The organism is Bradyrhizobium sp. USDA 3311 (genome assembly GCF_054062495.1).
The window spans coordinates 531,878-549,303 of the sequence record NZ_JBSSFI010000001.1 but is presented as its reverse complement, the minus strand read 5'-3'; the positions used below and the strand labels follow the sequence as shown (position 1 = coordinate 549,303).

Sequence of the window (17,426 nt, the reverse complement as noted above, 5' to 3'; positions counted from 1 at the left end):
GATGTCGCTGATGGCGAACGGCGTCCAGCTTTCGCACGTCAGATCCCCTGGCGCGATCTCACCTCTAGATCTTACTTGCCGTTCCACCATACATGCTGTCATCTCCTACCCAATGGCGAGCCGTCCCCGGACTGCCAATCGGCGCCTTCTCGCGCGGCTGATTTCCAGTCCGGCGACCGTCCTGACGAGCGTCAAACTCGATCGTGGTGTGGCCATTGATCCCGGATCTTCATCGGGACTGACCTCGTCACCGGCGGACCTGCCGATCCGGGCAGCGAAGTTGAGGGCACCGCTTTTTGGAGTCAGGCTTTGGCGATGCGCACCAGCTCTGCGGGGCAGGACGGCAGCAGTCAACAGGCGCCACCCCATCCCATTGACCGTCCAGAGCTAATCCGAAGGAGAATTTTCGATGACCAACTCATGCCCGGCAGCCGGTATCCTGGATCGGCTCAGCAAGGCCTCGTCGGCAGAGGATTTTTTTTCGCTGCTTGGCGTCGATTACGACCCTAAAATCGTGAATGTCGCGCGCCTTCACATCTTAAAGCGCATGGGACAATATTTTGCCAAAGAGCAATTTGCTGGTGCCGCGGAGCCGGAAATCAGGGCTCGGTGCAAGGCGATGCTGGAGCAGGCCTATGCCGATTTCGTGGCATCGTCACCGATCGACCAGCGAGTGTTCAAGGTTTTGAAGGATGCCGTCGCAGACCCTAAGAAGGCCGCGGCTTTTGTCCCGTTGAGCGAGCTGAAGTGATCTCGCGATCCACTGCAAGCAAGGTTTGCCCGACGGGGCGCCGTGGCAACCCGATGTGGGGCCTTCGTCTTTATCCGGGTCAACTCTCTGCAGCAATGACCCGAGCGGCGCCTGTCGTATTCCCGACCCATGTCTGGACTGATCGTGTCCACGGTATCAGCGGCTATTTCAAGTGTCTCCCAAACCATTACTTTCGACTGACTTTCAATGTTTTTTGCAACTGGTACGACACTTGCTGTTGTCCTGCCGATCCGTTCATCGCTGCCGACTGATGGTAGTCGTCCGAGATGAGATTGAAGGAATACCCATGATGCTGCTTTTACTGCCTGCCGAGCGCTGCGGGATCATCTCGTGGCCTACGATCGCGCCAGGTCCGTTCGAAATGGTCTTTGACGCGGTCGAAGTTCCGTATCGACGGTGAGATGCTCGTCAATGGATAAGTCGCCCGTTCGCGCTACATCTGGAGAGGGTATGCACAGCGTCGTCCGCATCAAATCCGTCCGCGATTCCGCTCAGATTTGTATCCATCTCATGGCGGATAGGAACATGCGTCAGCAAGAGGGCCAACGTCGGCCCATACGGGTTGTCGGCGCTGGAGGCTCGGCATGGATTGCGTGACAGATGCGTTGCCGGGATCGCCCTCGTCGTCACCGTCAATGTGGAGCCGCTGGGCCGAAATTGAGGCGCAGGTATTGCGCAGCGAACGGACTCGCCAACTCAGGCATGGAAGCGACCGGTTCACCGCGGCGCCCTGGCCGCCGCGGTGGCGCTCGTCGAACCCGGCGCGGAAGGCTTCAGTGTGGAAGACCTCTCCAAATCCGGCCGGACCGGTAAGTCTATCGCGACGACGCGTTGTGCGGCCGGTCGGACCAAGCAGACGGGGCAGAGCGGCCGGCCACTGCTGACCAAAGGTGATCTTCAGTTAACGAAGCTAAAAAGCGAACCTGTGGCGCGGGCGCGCCTATCTTTGAGGGGAATTTAGAGTATGAGCAATGTCACCAGAACGGCCATGCCGGCGGCGGCCGGCCGCGCAGCAGCCAAAAAAGAACTGCCGGAGCACTTTAAGGCGTACAAGCACGTCTGGGTCTTTGTCGAGCTGGAGCGCGGCCGGGTGCATCCGGTTTCCTGGGAGCTCATGGGTGCGGGGCGCAGGCTTGCCGACAGGCTAAAGGTGAATCTTGCCGCTGTCGTTATCGGTCCGGAGGGGCCGCAGACACGTAACGCCGCGCTTGAAGCCTTTTGCTATGGCGCCGATCTGGCCTATCTCGTGAGCGACAATGTTTTGTCGGATTACCGCAACGAATCCTATACCAAAGCGCTAACCGACCTCGTCAACACCTACAAGCCCGAGATCCTGCTGTTGGGGGCGACGACGCTCGGTCGCGATCTCGCAGGTTCCGTGGCGACGACCCTGTCGACGGGGCTCACTGCCGACTGCACCGCGCTGGACGTCGACGCCGATGGTTCGCTTGCGGCGACGCGTCCGACCTTTGGCGGCACACTGCTCTGCACGATCTATACCTTGAATTATCGTCCGCAGATGGCAACCGTCCGCCCGCGGGTCATGCCGATGCCTGAGCGCGTCGTACGCGATGCCGCTCGTATCATCGTCCATCCGCTCGGCCTTGTCGAAGACGATATTGTCACAAAAGTTTTGTCGTTCCTACCCGACCGCGATGCAGAAACGTCCAATCTGGCCTATGCCGATGTCGTGGTTGCGGGCGGCCTGGGACTGGGATCGCCTGAGAACTTTCGGTTGGTGCGCGAGCTCGCAACTCTGCTTGGCGCTGAATATGGTTGCTCGCGTCCTCTGGTGCAAAAAGGGTGGGTTACGTCTGACCGGCAAATCGGCCAGACGGGCAAAACCATCCGGCCAAAGCTCTATATTGCCGCCGGCATTTCCGGCGCGATCCAGCACCGGGTTGGCGTGGAGGGCGCGGATCTGATCGTCGCCGTCAATACTGACAAGAACGCTCCGATCTTCGACTTCGCCCATCTCGCGATCGTCAGTGACGCCATGCAATTGCTACCGGCGCTGACGACCGCATTTCGCGCCCGGCTTTTGCCGAATTCGCGCGCCCGGATCGCGGTCTAGAGGAGGTGATGATGATTGAAGAGAGATTCGATGCGATCGTGGTCGGAGCCGGTATGGCCGGCAACGCGGCGGCATTGACCATGGCCAAACGCGGCATGAAGGTGCTGCAGCTCGAGCGGGGCGAATATCCCGGATCGAAGAATGTGCAGGGCGCCATCCTCTATGCCGACATGATGGAAAAGCTGATCCCCGAGTTTCGAGAGGAGGCGCCGCTTGAACGTCACTTGATCGAGCAGCGGTTCTGGATGATGGACGATCGCTCCCATGTCGGCATGCATTACCGCTCGGACGACTTCAACGAGGAACGGCCGAACCGCTACACGATTATACGCGCGCAGTTTGACAAATGGTTCTCTTCCAAGGTGCGGGAGGCTGGCGCGACCGTGCTGTGCGAGACGACAGTCACCGAGCTCGCACGGGACGACCGTGAAAGGATCGTCGGTGTTCGTACAGATCGCCGAGACGGAGAAATACATGCCGACGTCGTCGTGCTGGCCGAAGGGGTCAATGGCCTGCTCGGGACGCGCGCGGGCCTGCGCGCGCGCCCGACACCCGATAACGTTGCGCTCGCGGTGAAGGAAATGCACTTCTTGCCTCGCGAGACTATCGAGGCGCGCTTCAATCTCAAGGGCGATGAAGGCGTCGTGATCGAGGCGGCCGGTACCATTTCCCGCGGCATGACCGGAATGGGTTTCATCTACGCCAATAAAGAGTGCATTTCGCTCGGCATCGGTTGTCTCGTCGCCGACTTCCAGCGCACGGGCCAGACGCCCTACGGCCTGCTAGACCAATTCAAGAGACATCCCTCCGTGGCGCCCCTGATAGCAGGGTCCGAAGTCAAGGAATATTCGGCGCATCTCATTCCTGAAGGCGGTTACAAGTCGATCCCGCAGCTTTATGGGGAAGGCTGGGTCGTCGTGGGCGATGCGGCGCAACTCAACAATGCCATTCATCGTGAGGGCTCCAATCTCGCGATGACTTCCGGCCGCATCGCCGCCGAAGCGATAGGTCTGGTGAAATCGCGCGGCGAGCCGATGAGTGCAACAAATCTGTCGATCTACAAGAAGATGCTGGACGATTCCTTCGTCATCAAAGATCTAAAGAAGTACAAGGATTTGCCGCCCCTGATGCATACCCACTCACAAAACTTCTTTCTGACCTATCCGCAGCTCATCTCCAAGGCGATGCAAAACTTTGTGCGCGTCGATGGTACGCCCAAGGCTGAGAAGGAGAAGGCGACCCTGAAATCCTTTGTGAAGGCGCGGTCATGGACAGGTCTGTTCGGCGATGCTTGTCGTCTTGCCCGAGCCTGGCGCTGACCGCAACAGTGTGAAGTCCAACAATGGAAGGCCAAAGCATGAATGTCGAACCCCCAGTGCGCGTCGAAGACAAGCTGTATTACAACCGCTATGTTGTCGACGTCGGTCATCCTCACGTCAAGGTCCGTGCGCACACGAGGCCATCTCCGCAGCTACTTGCACTTTTGAAAGCCTGCCCCGCGCGATGCTACGAGCTCAACGACGACGGCCAGGTCGAGGTAACAGTTGACGGCTGCATCGAGTGCGGTACCTGCCGCGTGATCGCCGAGCCCACCGGCGACATTCAATGGAGCCATCCGCGCGGCGGATATGGAGTGCTGTTCAAGTTTGGGTGATGGTGGAACGAAGGGCCCTGGTGCGACCGACGTTAGGCGACAGGATCTTACCGTATCTGTGGCGCATTCCGCGTCACTTGCTCGGCGCCTGGAATACTTCATGGGGACGCTGCGCAAGACATGACTTGCGGATGTCACGCTCGTTCGGGAGCGGCGAAGGACTGGTTGCGGCGCCACTGAGTGGCGCCACAACCCCGTCGATCGGATGACAGAGGAAGGATCAGTCCGTCGCCCGAGAGGGGTTGGACCCAGCGGCCTCGATTGCGATCGCCACTGACTGCATGATCGCCGCAAAGCGCACGGCGGTCTGGATCGCTTCGGAACTGACGCCCGCCGCTCGCAGCGTCTTCTCATGGGCATCGATGCAGGCACCGCAGCCGTTTATGGCGGAGACCGCAAGCGACCACAGCTCGAAATCGGACTTGTCCACGCCGGGATTGGCGATCACGTTCATACGCAGCCGTGGCGGAATCATCTTGTATTCCGGGCTGGAAACGAGGTGAGCGAAGCGGTAGTAGACGTTGTTCATTGCCATCACGCAGGCTGCGGCTTTCGCTGCGGAGATCGCCACAGATGTCATCACGGCGGACGCAGCCGATTCCATCGCGGCAATCAGGGCTGCATTGCGGGTGGCAATCGCGCTCGCCAGCAGCAGCCCGTATTTTCGTTGCGGCGAGAGCGTCTCATCGGCCACCAAGGAGGTCAGGTTAAGCCTGACATCCTTCGCGAAATCGGGAATCCTGTGGCTCAATTGTTCGATCGACGACATGCTGCCTCAAGAAAACTTCAGGGTTTCGCCGCCGATTTCGCGGTTGCAGGGACAGAGCTCGTCGGTTTGAAGCGCGTCCAGAACGCGCAGCGTGTCCTTGGGACTGCGCCCGACACTGAGATTGGTCGCATAGACGTGCTGGATCGTGTTTTCGGGGTCAACAATAAAGGTGTAACGATAGGCAACCCCTTCGGGTGAACGCACGCCAAGGCCATCGACGAGCGTTCCCTTTGTGTCGGCAAACTGCCAGATTGGTAGATTGTGCAGGTCGACATGTGAGCGCCGCCAGGCGAGCTTGCAGAACTCGTTGTCAGTCGAACCACCCAGTACAACCGCGTCGCGGTCGGCGAATTCCTTGGAAAGCCGGGCAAACTCAGCGATCTCTGTCGGGCAGACGAAGGTAAAATCCTTGGGATAGAAGAAGATGATCTTCCACTTTTCTGGAAAGCTCGTTTCGGTCAGCGTCTCGAATGCACTCTGTCCTTCTTCTTCCTGCGCTTGAAAGCCGGGCTTCACGCCTGTGATTTCGAATGGCGGCAACCGACTGCCAATTCCGAGCATGCTGTCCTCACAATTTGCTTTTTGTAGATCGCGACCTCACTGGTGAAGCAAACGATATGCCATCCGTTCTCAGGATTGGAATTGTCGCAACGAAACCAGCCCAGCGGCTTGGGTACAGGCATGCTCGCGCGCTAGGGGCCTCGATCGACACTAAGTTGAGGGTCGTCTGGAGCACATACAAAACCTTATGAGAACACTCGACCTTTGCGCGACCGCCCGAGGTGTTCGGCTGCAAGCGTCTGGTCAAAGCCCGTTCTGCGTCCCTCAGAGCAAAATGTTTCATCGAGACATCGATGTGTCAAATGAGTCACGGCTCTCGGCCTGCCGGGCTTTAACGGGAGTACTGAACCTCACGAAGCCGCGTGGTTTTGCGAAATCTGGCGCAAACGAGAGCGGATGTATCTCTGCGACGATCAGATTGAGCTGAGTAGGCCCCAAATCGTCGCCGCTGCCAAATACGGTGTTTAGTGATCATGGGGGACAGCGTCTCGCGCATTGAGGCGCTTGAGCGGCGGTAGATCACCAAGGTGCGAGGATTTGCCGCATCCTGAAACGCGTATGAAAGCCAACCAGGCTCGCCGCTGCGGCGACGGGGGCTTGAAGTTTACGTAGCGTCAGGTTGTACAGTCTGGATCATACATGCGGCGATCGCTCTGAAGCTTCATGATCACAAGGAGATACCTCAACGTCTCAAGATCTTGGGTGCATTGGAGCACGTGGCTGTGCAGGCGCGACCCGGTTTGTAGCGGATGTGCCCGGTCGCACGAAAATATCCAGCGTACCGACGTTGGTGGACCGATGCGGTTGCCTCCTCGATTGAATGTGCGGAACGACTCGTTCAGTATCACGCGCTACAGTGTCGATGTTTCGCGCCCTCATTTTGGCTAGTCTGCAAATGATTACCGCTCCGACTTACGGGGCAGGCCATTCAGCAGCATGCGCTACGCAGCGCCGTCGGAAGCACAACCTACGGCCCGGACGAAAGACAACAAGCTCCGCGGTCTGTTCTCCCGGGTCAAATCAGGACTAAGCAAAGTCTTTGGAGGAAGCCACCGTTAAAAGTGGTCCGGCGGCCCGGAATCGGATGAGGTCTATTCGGAGCTTCGCATCGACTTTGCAAAGCGCAGTCGCCCTTCCGAGGCAGACCTGGAGCTGATTGAAGAGCTCAAGACGGCACTGGCTGGCGCGAGCCGCAAGTCCGAGACCATTGAGGACTACGTGACGGCTCTTCGGATGTTCAGCGAGTTCCTCCGGCCGAAAGGCGTCACTCTGAAAGACCTGCCTGGCAATGTTGATTTGCTGACAGCCTATAAAGATGAATTTATGAAGATGGCAAGCGCCAATAGCAGGACTATGTGGGTGGAGCATTGGAAACACTCCACGTGCTCGACAGTCTCAGAGTCGTTATTAAGCGGTCCGGTATCGTCGTCCCCAAATAACCGCAGCTGGGGCTGAAGGCCCCGCTGCGCGCCACGCGCGTTGAGATATCGCACCACCACTGCTCCAAGAATTCACAAGGCAGCAGCGTGCCAACGCCCGCGGTGAAGGTTCGCCAGTCGGCAAGGCAGTTTTTTGGAACGGCTGTCAGGACTGGTACGCCTCGGGTGATCGCGTCAACTAATTCGAGGCGCAGGCCGCGGCCAGCTGCCTCTTGTTTGGCGAATTTGCTGATCACGAGGAGATCGGTCTTGTTGCGAAGTGCCTGGGAAACGACAACTGGGGCCTCAGCAAGCCCATTTGTATCGAGGTTACAGGACATAGCTCCGCTTCCGAGTGGCTGGGAAATCGAGATCTCTTGTCCCGTCGCAACGTCGATTGCGAGCATGACGTGGGTGCCATTTGCGCGCCTCGAGTGTCGTTGCATAATGCCGCCGATGCGTACGCCTTGCTGCGCGATATCCTGAGCGAAATCGGCCAGTAGCCTATCGATATCGTCTTATGGACGGTAGAGAATTGCCCCCACACTATTCTGATCTCTCTCATCCAGATTATCGATCACGGCCGGGATCCTGTTGATGTGTTTCTCGTATCGGGGCATAGCTGTCGAACGTTCTCATGCGGATGCGGCAGGCGTTGCAATCAACCGCTCGGCAGTCGCGAGCGGAAGGGCGCGCGCGACCTCCGCGAATACGTCCGCTCCAATGCTGAGCCGTAGCGCATCAAAGGAGCGGCGCGTGATGCGCGCCAAAAGCAGCACGCCAGAACGGCCAGTTTCAAGAGCCAGAACCAAGGTGACCTCAGCCTCGTCGAACGGCAGAGAGGCTTTGATGCGTGCCGGAAATACATTGAGGATAGAGCTTGCCCGCGCGGGCTGGCAGGCAATGCTGACGTCGCCGGCTGCGATGCGCAGCCGCACCTGCACGCCAGGTCTAAGCGGCGCTCCAGGTATCAGAAGGCGCGCAGCCTTGAGGCGGAGAATGATCAGCCCGTAGCGTCCGTCATAGCCGCCGACCACTGTATCAAGACAGACTGCCGCTTCGCCGCGCCTGGCAAGCGCCGGATTGCTCTGAACGAGATTGAGCGGCCCTGCCGCAGTCACGACGCCGTCTTTCATCATAACGAGATGATCGGCAAAACGCTCGATATCAGCGATGTCATGGCTGATGTAGATCATCGGCAATGGTAGCTTTTCCCGCATGCGCTCGAGAAATGGCAGGATCTCGCATTTAGCGGAGCGGTCGCGCACAATGAGTGGATCGTCCAGCAAAAGTAGCCGAGGCTGGCCTAACAGCGCGCTGCCAAGGGCAAGTCGCTGTCGCTCGGCCCCGGAAAGATGTGATGGCGAACGCTCGAGCAGTGGCGCCAAGGCGAGCAATTCGACCACACCATCAAAATCGATCAGTGTCGGTTTCGATTTTGACGCGTTGTATAGAAGGCTACGCCGTACAGACAGATGAGAAAAAAGAACTGGTAGCTGGAATACATATGCGACGCGACGCAAATGAGACGGTCGAAACGTGGTCTCATCCTGCCAAATCTCTCCATCGATCGCACAGAATCCGTTTGGCAGACGCTGCACGCCAGCGATGCAGCGCGCGAGTGTGGTCTTGCCGCACCCGGGCGGACCAAAAATCGCTGTGACGCCTTTGGCTGGTAGGCTGAATTGCGCATCTAGCGGAATGCTTGCGAGAGAGCCGTTGAAGGCAACCTCAATATAGCCCGGTTTTGCTTCTCTCATGAACCTGCGCCTGTGCTGTATCTTCCCATCCAAGTCACGAGCACAATCGCTGCAATGGAGATGATGGCCATGTCTCCGACAATTCAGTCCGTTCCGCTCCAGCACGGCGTCTCTGCTCGCGTGAGGGCATAGGGTGGGACGGCGAACTGCAGATCGGTGTTAAGACCGGAGGCTTGTTGAGCATCTTCGCGCCACGAGGATCGTGGCAATCAAACGCTGCCCGGTGCGCCTGCCAATGAGACGCAAAGCGCCTTTTCAGCAGCGCGAGGTTCTCAGCCTGCTTGGCCGGGCCGAGGGGTTCTGCTGAATGTTCAAATGGCGTGGCTTGAGAGGTGTTGCGGTAAAGATGTCGGCTCACACCAGAGCTGAATACTGGCTCGGGGCCGGAAATCCGCATCAAGGATCCCGCAGCTTTGGAAGCCGATTTGAAGTTTGCGCTTGTCGCCATAGTCATGGCCTCTGCATTCTCGGGTGCGAGCAGCATCAAAGCCAGATCGATCAGGATAAATCGGATAAGCCTCATTGAAGCTCCGGCTCCGCCGCGACAGCTTCCTTCGCGGCAACTGGTTGATCCTTACGCAGCAATCCGCGTGCCGTTTCAAGGAATATCTGTGCGGCTAATGGCAAGCAGAGGCTTTGTATCGGTCTCCACCAGCGCGTATTGCGCTGCGGCTAGGGGACGCGCCCGACGACTAGGCGCGTCCCAAGTTACCGGCGTCGTAAATCGCCGCATCTCATTGTAGGGATTTGGACGCTCGCGTCACCTACAGCACATGCATGAGCTGCGAGATGGAATCCGAGGATGATACCATCGCCCTTCGCCTTGGAGATTGTGCTTTGGCGAATATGCGGCCGTAAAACTCGTCAATGATGCACAAGTCCATGCCATCCAATGCTGCAGCATGGACCGCGGCATCGCCCGATTTCGTTGCGGCAGGCTATCTTTCTCGCTAGTCACGACGTGGCGTATCGCTATCGCGAAGGTCTATTTGTCTAAGGAGGGCTTTGGGGTTGCAGTGGTGCGCGTGGGCAGTATCGGGTAATCGATCTTTGGCATCTGCCCGGTGAGCGAATTCAGAAAGGCGACAATCTTGTCAATTTCTTCATCGCTGAGCTTTGCGCCAAGCTGAACTTCACTCATCATGCCAACCGCTTGCTTAAGACTCCAGACCTGACCAGTATGGAAGTAGGGGGGGCGCAATGCGACATTGCGCAATGGCGCCGAGCGGAAAACATACTCATCACTAAGATTCTTGGTGACGGCAAAACGACCCTTGTCCTCCCTCGGAAGCAGGCTTTCGGCTGGCTTTTCAACGACGCCGAACGGGAAGTAATCCTGTCCACCGACATTGATTCCGTTGTGGCAAGAGGAGCATCCCTTTTCGATGAATAGCTTTAGCCCGGCTTTCTGCTGATCACTGAGAGCATGTCCATCGCCCTCGAGGTACTGATCGAAGGGGGCGGCGGGAGTAATCAATGTCGCTTCGAAAGCCTCGATGGCCTTGGTGAAATTTTCAAACGTAACGGGCGCGGCATCATTGGGAAAGGCCTTACTGAACATAACGACATAATCGGTCATTGAATTCAATGTGCTGAGCACGTGATCGGGCGTCGCATTCATTTCGACGCTGGCCTGGACAGGGCCTGCGGCCTGCGCCTTGAGATCCGCCGCGCGTCCATCCCAGAACTGCGCTACGTTGAAGACCGCGTTATAGACCGTTGGCGCACGACGCGAACCCAGCTGCCAGCGATGACCAATCGACGTCGGGCCGGCATCTACCCCGCCCGTCCCAAGGTTATGACACGTGTTGCAGCTAATAACCTCGCTCGCCGATAGCCTTGGATCGAAAAACAAGGATTTGCCAAGTGTGACCTTTTCATGGGTAATAGGATTGTCCTTCACCGCTGGAACGACTGAGGGAATCGGCTTGAAAATCCGCTTGGCGGCGCTCATCAAATCCTCGTTGGCGCCTGCTGCTGGCGAAATTGAAATGGTTGCGGCCAAAACACTTAACGTGCCGGCCATGGAAAGCCCGCGTCCCGTTGATGTCCTCATGTGAAGTCTCGCTTTTGTCTTAGATCATTGAATCGCGAATGTAGCGCGCCCGCCGCGTGCGTCCGCAGAAAGACCTGCGGCAGTCATCGACGAATGATGTCTCCGGGTTCCGGCTAGGCTGCATCCGGGCCGACGCGCTGTCGATGTTAGCAGCAAGCGGCGTGCCAGCGGGTTCAAGGTCGAAGCCGCCGAGCGGGTTTCAAGCAATTGCCCACCGTGAATAGCAGCAGGCGGCTTGAAGCTGTGGAATCGACTGTAAGGTGACAGTTGCGACAATCGCCATCCAGTCGCGGTGTCCTGGCCTGTCGGTCCAACCTTTGTGCTTCTCGGAAACCCATCGTACCGAAAACTCTTTGACTCTGTCGCTGATCTTATCAATGCGTGCCCTTTGCGCCTTCAACCCCAACACTAGGCTAAGCGTCATCGACCAACGTCGGGGACGTTCGTACCCGGGGCAGCCGGTCAGGGTGCAGTTGTCAGAGTTCGTCCTACTGCTCCCAATGTGGGTATGTCCGTCTTAGAACGTATTCCTGACTTACCGGACGCTCAAAGCGCTTGAATCGACCGTAACGTCAGGTTGTAGGCATTGCGAAACAGAACGCGATATTGGGAGTCAGCCTAGTCAGCATCGCCACACAGGCGCTAATCGGCCGATGTCTGTTGTATCTCGGTCTTCGCAATCAACGTGTTGCGCGTGGCGCGACGATGATACGGGGGCCGTAATCTTTGCGTTCAACAGCGAGACAGTGGCTGCTGAGGCGGCCCAATCCGGTAAACAGATCACCCTCGCGGGGCAAATAGCAATAGTGAAGGATATGCGGCTTAAGAGAGGTTTGATGAATCAAGACCGACGAATGGGCTGGACTAGCAATGCGTATCGCTGTGCAGCCGCCCTCGCGGCAATCGCGATCGCAGCGACGTGGTGCACAGACCACGCCCGCGCGCGAGATCGGCGGGCCGAGGAAGTCTTGATGTCGTGCAGACCAGACATGATCCGCTTCTGTGACCGCTTTACAAGGCGTAGCGATATGGACGTGGCCATATTTTGTCTTAGGGACAATTTCAAAAACTTGCGCGGCGAATGCCGCCGCATGATGCCAACCGCGGCGGAGCGCAACGGCGGACCGAGACGACGACTCAACAGGCTTCCGGTCGTCCTTCATCGAGAGTGAGGCGTCCGAGCGGCAGTTGCAGAAATCGAGCGACAGTGAGGTGTTCAGACCGACGGGCGCCGGATTTTGGCCAGCTTGGTGGCCGAAAGGCGATCGGGCTGGAGGCATCAGCCCGCCGAGCCGTAGTTCATCCATCTGGGGGACTTAGCTCCGTGAATCGATTGGCCTCGTTCAGCGATCGATAGTGCGCCCACGCGTGTTACAAGGTCGTAATGCGCCCTGAACTTCGATTTCGTACTACAGCAGTTGCGCTTTATTCAGCGCTGCAGCCATTCGGCGACTTTGAGGCCGTCGTGAGGTTGCCATCGGTTCGCTGTAACTGGTCCGAACGACAATCTGCGTCAACTGTGGTGGTTATGGCCGGGCATCTGCAGGAATCCGTACCGCCCTCTAATCTATGGCGTTGTGGTCGGCGAGCAAGTATTTTTGGGCAGGTGGCTAAATCGGCTATGACTGGCAAAAGATTGCCGGAATGTTTGCGTTGGAGGTTTGTTCCATCACGGTCTTCCTAAGTGTTCTCAGCTTGGGATTAGCTTGGTCTCGACTGCCGGGCTCAAGATACAGTACAAATTGAGCTAGGAAACCTCTTTTGTTAGCCGCCGATCGACTTCCCGAAGGAACCGCTTGATGCCATTGCGGCGTTCTCGATGGGCGCCTCAGGGGAGTCGCTTTGCCCGATCGTGGTGCTCTTGGCCGAATACACTTTAGAGCTCAAGGTCAAAGGAAACGCCGTCGACAAGAGCCGTTCAAAGGCAGAAAGCTGTTCAAGCAGACGCTTCTCAACGGCCTTGCGCTCCGCGCCAGACAAGCCCGTTTTAAGTAATCGACGGCAGCGCCAGATTTCGGTCCGCAGCCATCTAATCTCACTTAACGTATCATCAATTGAAGTCATCACAGTGTAGTTCACTTCGTCCCTGGAGTATTCAAGCATGGCGATCGTCATCGAGCGGCCATTCCTTGGCTCCGCATTCCTGCCCCATAGTTGATCCGAGGACTTGCGACCTTCCGCCCGTTCTTCTGCGGAGGCGGCGAGCAGTTCGATGTATGCAACTCTTATCAATCAATATCACCCTACACCGCGCCTGTGACGAGAAATCGCGGCAGATCCTCGCGTTTTCACGGCGCTGCGATCGTGTGCCTTGCACAATTCCTGCGCTCCACAGGAGTGATTGGTGCGCGAACACAAAGGAAAACCGGAGAGCAGTTAAATCCATGTCCGACACGCAGACGGCTCAAGCAGGAGCTGGTAACGCACAACGCATGTCCCCACGGTCGATGGCAGCGGGATATGCAAGCGTTTGACGGCTTTGTTGCCTGTTCGGGCGCTGGGCGCGACCTGACTTAGGCCAGCCGCTCGCGACTCGGAACATGGCGATTTCGATCTCTAGCGGCCGAAGCGGTGTAAAGCGATGACGGGTTCATTGCGATCGTCTCCTCTGTGATGGTGGTCAGTCCCGCGCTGCTACCGGGCATTCGCAATCGCATACCAGATAAATAATTTATGGGCGAGCTGGACCTCATCAACAACATGGGAAAGCCAAGGGGACGACGTTTGAGGAAGGCGAGCCAGCCTGACTGCGATCCCCCGGCACACGCGACTCAATCAAAGAAACGCACGCAACCGGGGTTGGATCTTGGTTATCCGAGACAAAATGTCGGCTTGACGCAGTGTCGCGCCAAATGAGCATTCCGCAGACAATCATTGCTATCGACATCCGCTGTGCCACAGTCGGGTTCAGAGGACCGATTTAATAGCTTGAATCTCACGCTGCGACAGGTTGTCGGCTTGCTGATGCGTGAAAGATAAAGGCCCGCTTGGCAGGCTTTGACGGCGCATCGCAAATGGAGATAGAGGCGGACGGCCTGCTGATTGCCAGTTTTCTCGCTTGCGGGCGATGGCCAGGAAAGCCATTTCAATCGTCGGCACCGGGCGCCGGGCCAGCCATTGTCAAGTACACTGACCAGTTGAAGTCGCGAGCTCGCCTGGATGATGGTATGATGCAGGCAGCAGAATATGGCTGACAATCGCGGTTTTAGCCGTCCAGCGAAAGCGCGCTGGGTGAATAGCCCGCGCTCGCAAGCAAATACTCGAACGGAATAGACGGTCCATATCCAGCCAGAGGCGATGACCGGCAGCGCTGATGGCCGCACAGAGCGCTGCGGTGAAAGCCCGGAAGGTCTTATGTTCTTTCAAACTAGCCTCACGAGGGCGCGACGCGAAATCGATCGCGCCAGCGACATCGTTGAATTCTCAACAGTGGTGGTTACGCGCGACAAGCAACTGCGCAACGTGGACCATTCGGTGTTCCAGCAAAAGGCGGTGGTTGAGTTTCAATTTGGATTTCTGCCGAGTTTCGAGGAAAGCATCCGCGAGAGCGTGGGGCTACGCCAATCGTTCTCGTTCACGAAATCTTAAAACCGAGGCGATCTGGGACGATCTCCTCCCGCAAAGCGACCGAAATATTGTTCGTTTCTCACCACCCGGATTTCGGGCAGCTTCCCCACCCAGATTCGATTGTTCGGTTGATGCTTATCTCAATTGGCGTGTGGGCGAACTCGGGAAGGTGGCGCAACCGATTGATCTCGTGGAGCATGACTGGGGGAGATGTCATGCGCGTTGCAATGAACTTTCCAGTTCTAACACGATCCTGGAGGATCAATATTTTGGGCGCGTTCGACCCCGACTACGTCTGGCACGACCTAGCGCTGGATTGGCAGACGCCCCAGGTCGGCGAGCAAACGGTTGCCCAGATGGTAAATACGCCGACTGAGGCGCCTGGTGGTACGAGAGTTTGGGCATGACCGCGGCGATCGCATGGAAGATCGCGGCTGCTGCGAATGCAGACATGGGCACGGCAATCCTAGCGCTGTGACAAGGTGCTGACGCGATCCACTCGTTCTTGGCAAAGCCGAACTAACTAGGTTCAGACTTAATTGGTCCACTAGGTGACAATGGCGGCGAGGTACACGGATGCCAAGAAGTTTCTCGCAAATTTGTCGTAGCGAGTTGCAACGCTATGGAAATCCTTGAGCCAGCAAAAGCGGCCCTCGATAATATTGTGCCCTCCGTAGGCAGCATTTGCTGAAGCTGACGGTTTGGACTGGCGGGTTTAACGCCGTGAGTGATAGGGCACCCGGCGATAGTGACTACTACTAAATCCAGTAGGTTTGTTGTTCCCCGGCATGAGCTAGTGATTGAGGCCCTTTTGACAGACACGCCTCGCGCATCAAAGCGCGCGCCGGGACAGGAGAAACTCGATGCAGTTGGCCGCACCGTGCCGCACCTCTCTTGCGCTGATCCTGTTTGCCTGCGGGGTAATGGGAAGCGCACGGGCCGCAGATGCGCCGCCGCCTGCCAAGTCATGACGCCGGTCGGCCAGAAGGGTGGCGCCGGCCAACCGTCGAGTATGCCGCCGGCAGCCGAGCAGCATCGCTTGCCGCCGGACTCCAGCACCAAGCACACGCTTGAGCTCCCTGGGCGGACGCTTTCTTTCGTCGCGACCGCCGGCTCTATCCGCCTGTTCGACGGCAAGGGCGAGCCGCAGGCCGACATCGTCTATACCTCCTATCAGCTTGACGGCACCGATCGCGGCACGCGGCCGGTAACATTCTTCTTCAACGGTGGACCGGGCTCATCATCGGCCTGGTTGCAGCTCGGCAATGCTGGACCCTGGCGGCTGCCGATCAATGCTGACGAGGTCACGCCATCAACGCTTCCGGCGGTGAGGCCAAACGCGGAAACTTGGCTGGATTTTACCGATCTGGTGTTTCTCGACCCCGTAGGCACCGGCTATAGCCGGTTCGTGGGGACCGGCGAGGATGCGCGCAAGCTGCTCTATTCCGTTGAGGGCGACGTCAACGCGCTAGCGCTGGTGGTCCGCCGCTGGCTCGAAAAGCATGACCGGCTATTGTCGCCGAAGTACATTGCGGGTGAAAGCTATGGCGGCATTCGCGGGCCAAAGGTGGTCCACCAGTTGCAGATGCGACAGGGCATAGGCATCAACGGCCTGATCATGGTCTCGCCACTGTTCGACTACAGCCAGTTTGCCCGCACGAGCCTGCTGCAATACGTCGCAAGGCTGCCAAGCTATGTCGCGACCCTGCGTGAAGCCGCAGGTCCGGTAAACCGAGCCGGTCTCGCCGACGTGGAAGCTTATGCACGCGGCGAGTTTCTGGTCGATCTCCTTAAAGGCCAGGCGGACAAGGAAGCGACCACGCGTCTGGCCGACAAGGCCGCAGCGCTGACCGGCATCGACCAAGCGGTCAGTCGTAGGCTTGCGGGCCGCTTCAAACTCGCCGAGTTCCGCCGCGAGTTCGACCGTAAGAACGGCAAGTTAATCGGCAATTATGACGCCTCGGTGCGTGGCCTTGATCCATATCCAGAGTCCGATTTCCACCTTTCCAGCGATCCCTCGAGCGATACGCTGTTGGCGCCTTTGACCAGCGCCACCGTCGATCTCATTACGCGTAAGCTTAACTGGCGGCCGGACGGCTCCTATGAGCTGGTCAACGGCACGGTCGGTCAGGCTTGGAACTTCGGACCCAGCCCGCCGGAGTCACTTTTGGAGTTGCGCCAGATCCTGGCAGCGGACCGGAAGATGAAATTGCTAGTCGCGCACGGCTTTTTTGACCTCGTCACGCCGTATTTCGGATCACAGATCGTGCTCGATCAATTGCCGCCATTTGCCTCTAAACCGCGCGTCAAACTTGTCGTCTTTCCGGGCGGCCACATGTTCTATTCACGAGATGCCTCGCGCCAAGCTTTTCGTGCAGAAATTGAAGCGATGATGAAGTAACGCCGACGACGAGCTGATCACAAGCAAGCTGGCGTTCGCACAAGCATTTATAATTTCTCAAGGAGTGCAGATGAAATCCTAGCGCCGCTCCGATCGATCAGACGCCTTCGTCCAACTCGCTTCAATCAGGTGCCGACAGAACGTCATCGAAGCCATCGTTCAGATTGATAGACCAAATCCTGAATTTGTATGCGGCGAATAGAAGAGTCACCTTTACCAGGGGCGGCTATTAAGGAGCCGCCACAGAAGCTCTCGACCGCGCAAAAAGAGATACTTTGGGCAGTGTGATCTTTGCCAGCATCTGCGAGATTACTTTTCTCTTTAGGCTGGTCGCTGGGTTTCTTGAAAATACTTAATTGTGGCGGTTGAGTAGTCGTGCTCGATATGACCTTTC

The 17,426-nt window shown here is 57.6% G+C and carries 15 protein-coding genes and 1 pseudogene; 6 read left to right on the top strand and 10 right to left on the bottom strand.

The window, feature by feature from the left end; genetic code table 11:
• The first annotated feature begins 409 nt into the window (after positions 1 to 409).
• The 4 genes from nifW (at position 410) to ACVWW6_RS02565 (ending at position 4,500) form a co-directional block, all read left to right on the top strand.
• Complete coding sequence (gene nifW / locus ACVWW6_RS02580; RefSeq protein ID WP_097669272.1) at positions 410 to 751, top strand: nitrogenase stabilizing/protective protein NifW; 342 nt, start codon at positions 410 to 412, stop codon at positions 749 to 751.
• A 985-nt stretch (positions 752 to 1,736) separates the two neighbouring features.
• Entirely contained in the window at positions 1,737 to 2,846 is a 1,110-nt protein-coding gene (locus ACVWW6_RS02575) for an electron transfer flavoprotein subunit alpha/FixB family protein (protein WP_097669271.1), read from the top strand.
• Between the two features lie 11 nt (positions 2,847 to 2,857).
• A complete protein-coding gene (locus tag ACVWW6_RS02570) occupies positions 2,858 to 4,165 on the top strand; it encodes an FAD-dependent oxidoreductase (protein WP_097669306.1) in 1,308 nt (435 codons plus the stop codon).
• A 38-nt stretch (positions 4,166 to 4,203) separates the two neighbouring features.
• Positions 4,204 to 4,500, top strand: a complete 297-nt coding sequence (locus ACVWW6_RS02565; protein WP_161533252.1) for a ferredoxin family protein — start codon at positions 4,204 to 4,206, stop codon at positions 4,498 to 4,500.
• Positions 4,501 to 4,720: 220 nt separating this feature from the next.
• Here the strand turns inward: ACVWW6_RS02565 and ACVWW6_RS02560 are convergent, their stop codons facing one another.
• The 9 genes from ACVWW6_RS02560 to ACVWW6_RS02520 all read right to left on the bottom strand — a co-directional run bounded on the left by ACVWW6_RS02560 (position 4,721) and on the right by ACVWW6_RS02520 (position 14,148).
• Positions 4,721 to 5,269 (bottom strand): carboxymuconolactone decarboxylase family protein, encoded by a 549-nt coding sequence (locus ACVWW6_RS02560; protein WP_161533253.1) that lies wholly within the window; start codon positions 5,267 to 5,269, stop codon positions 4,721 to 4,723.
• 6 nt (positions 5,270 to 5,275) lie between these two features.
• On the bottom strand, positions 5,276 to 5,830 hold the full coding sequence (locus tag ACVWW6_RS02555) for a peroxiredoxin (RefSeq protein ID WP_097669268.1): 555 nt from the start codon (positions 5,828 to 5,830) through the stop codon (positions 5,276 to 5,278).
• Between the two features lie 1,351 nt (positions 5,831 to 7,181).
• Positions 7,182 to 7,760 (bottom strand): DUF2478 domain-containing protein, encoded by a 579-nt coding sequence (locus ACVWW6_RS02550; protein ID WP_333924441.1) that lies wholly within the window; start codon positions 7,758 to 7,760, stop codon positions 7,182 to 7,184.
• Between the two features lie 123 nt (positions 7,761 to 7,883).
• Positions 7,884 to 9,008, bottom strand: coding sequence for a molybdenum ABC transporter ATP-binding protein (gene modC, locus ACVWW6_RS02545; RefSeq protein ID WP_271612495.1), 1,125 nt, complete (start codon positions 9,006 to 9,008; stop codon positions 7,884 to 7,886).
• Between the two features lie 34 nt (positions 9,009 to 9,042).
• On the bottom strand, positions 9,043 to 9,531 hold the full coding sequence (locus tag ACVWW6_RS02540) for a hypothetical protein (RefSeq protein WP_143279336.1): 489 nt from the start codon (positions 9,529 to 9,531) through the stop codon (positions 9,043 to 9,045).
• 462 nt (positions 9,532 to 9,993) lie between these two features.
• On the bottom strand, positions 9,994 to 11,064 hold the full coding sequence (locus tag ACVWW6_RS02535) for a cytochrome-c peroxidase (RefSeq protein WP_246740482.1): 1,071 nt from the start codon (positions 11,062 to 11,064) through the stop codon (positions 9,994 to 9,996).
• A 680-nt stretch (positions 11,065 to 11,744) separates the two neighbouring features.
• Positions 11,745 to 12,371, bottom strand: a complete 627-nt coding sequence (locus ACVWW6_RS02530) for a hypothetical protein (RefSeq protein WP_161533256.1) — start codon at positions 12,369 to 12,371, stop codon at positions 11,745 to 11,747.
• Positions 12,372 to 12,828: 457 nt separating this feature from the next.
• Positions 12,829 to 13,179 (bottom strand): hypothetical protein, encoded by a 351-nt coding sequence (locus ACVWW6_RS02525; protein WP_456680088.1) that lies wholly within the window; start codon positions 13,177 to 13,179, stop codon positions 12,829 to 12,831.
• Positions 13,180 to 13,971: 792 nt separating this feature from the next.
• Complete coding sequence (locus ACVWW6_RS02520) at positions 13,972 to 14,148, bottom strand: hypothetical protein (RefSeq protein WP_161533257.1); 177 nt, start codon at positions 14,146 to 14,148, stop codon at positions 13,972 to 13,974.
• Between the two features lie 213 nt (positions 14,149 to 14,361).
• Between ACVWW6_RS02520 and ACVWW6_RS02515 the strand changes: the two genes are divergently transcribed.
• Positions 14,362 to 14,652: a hypothetical protein gene (locus ACVWW6_RS02515; RefSeq protein WP_161533258.1), complete on the top strand. Its 291-nt coding sequence runs from the start codon at positions 14,362 to 14,364 to the stop codon at positions 14,650 to 14,652.
• A 526-nt stretch (positions 14,653 to 15,178) separates the two neighbouring features.
• Here ACVWW6_RS02515 and ACVWW6_RS02510 read toward each other — a convergent pair.
• Positions 15,179 to 15,328, bottom strand: a pseudogene (locus ACVWW6_RS02510) (hypothetical protein); the annotation flags it as partial.
• Positions 15,329 to 15,442: 114 nt separating this feature from the next.
• On the opposite strand from ACVWW6_RS02510, the gene ACVWW6_RS02505 reads away from it, so the two are divergent.
• Positions 15,443 to 17,032, top strand: a complete 1,590-nt coding sequence (locus tag ACVWW6_RS02505) for a S10 family peptidase (RefSeq protein WP_371740498.1) — start codon at positions 15,443 to 15,445, stop codon at positions 17,030 to 17,032.
• The last annotated feature ends 394 nt before the right edge of the window (positions 17,033 to 17,426 follow it).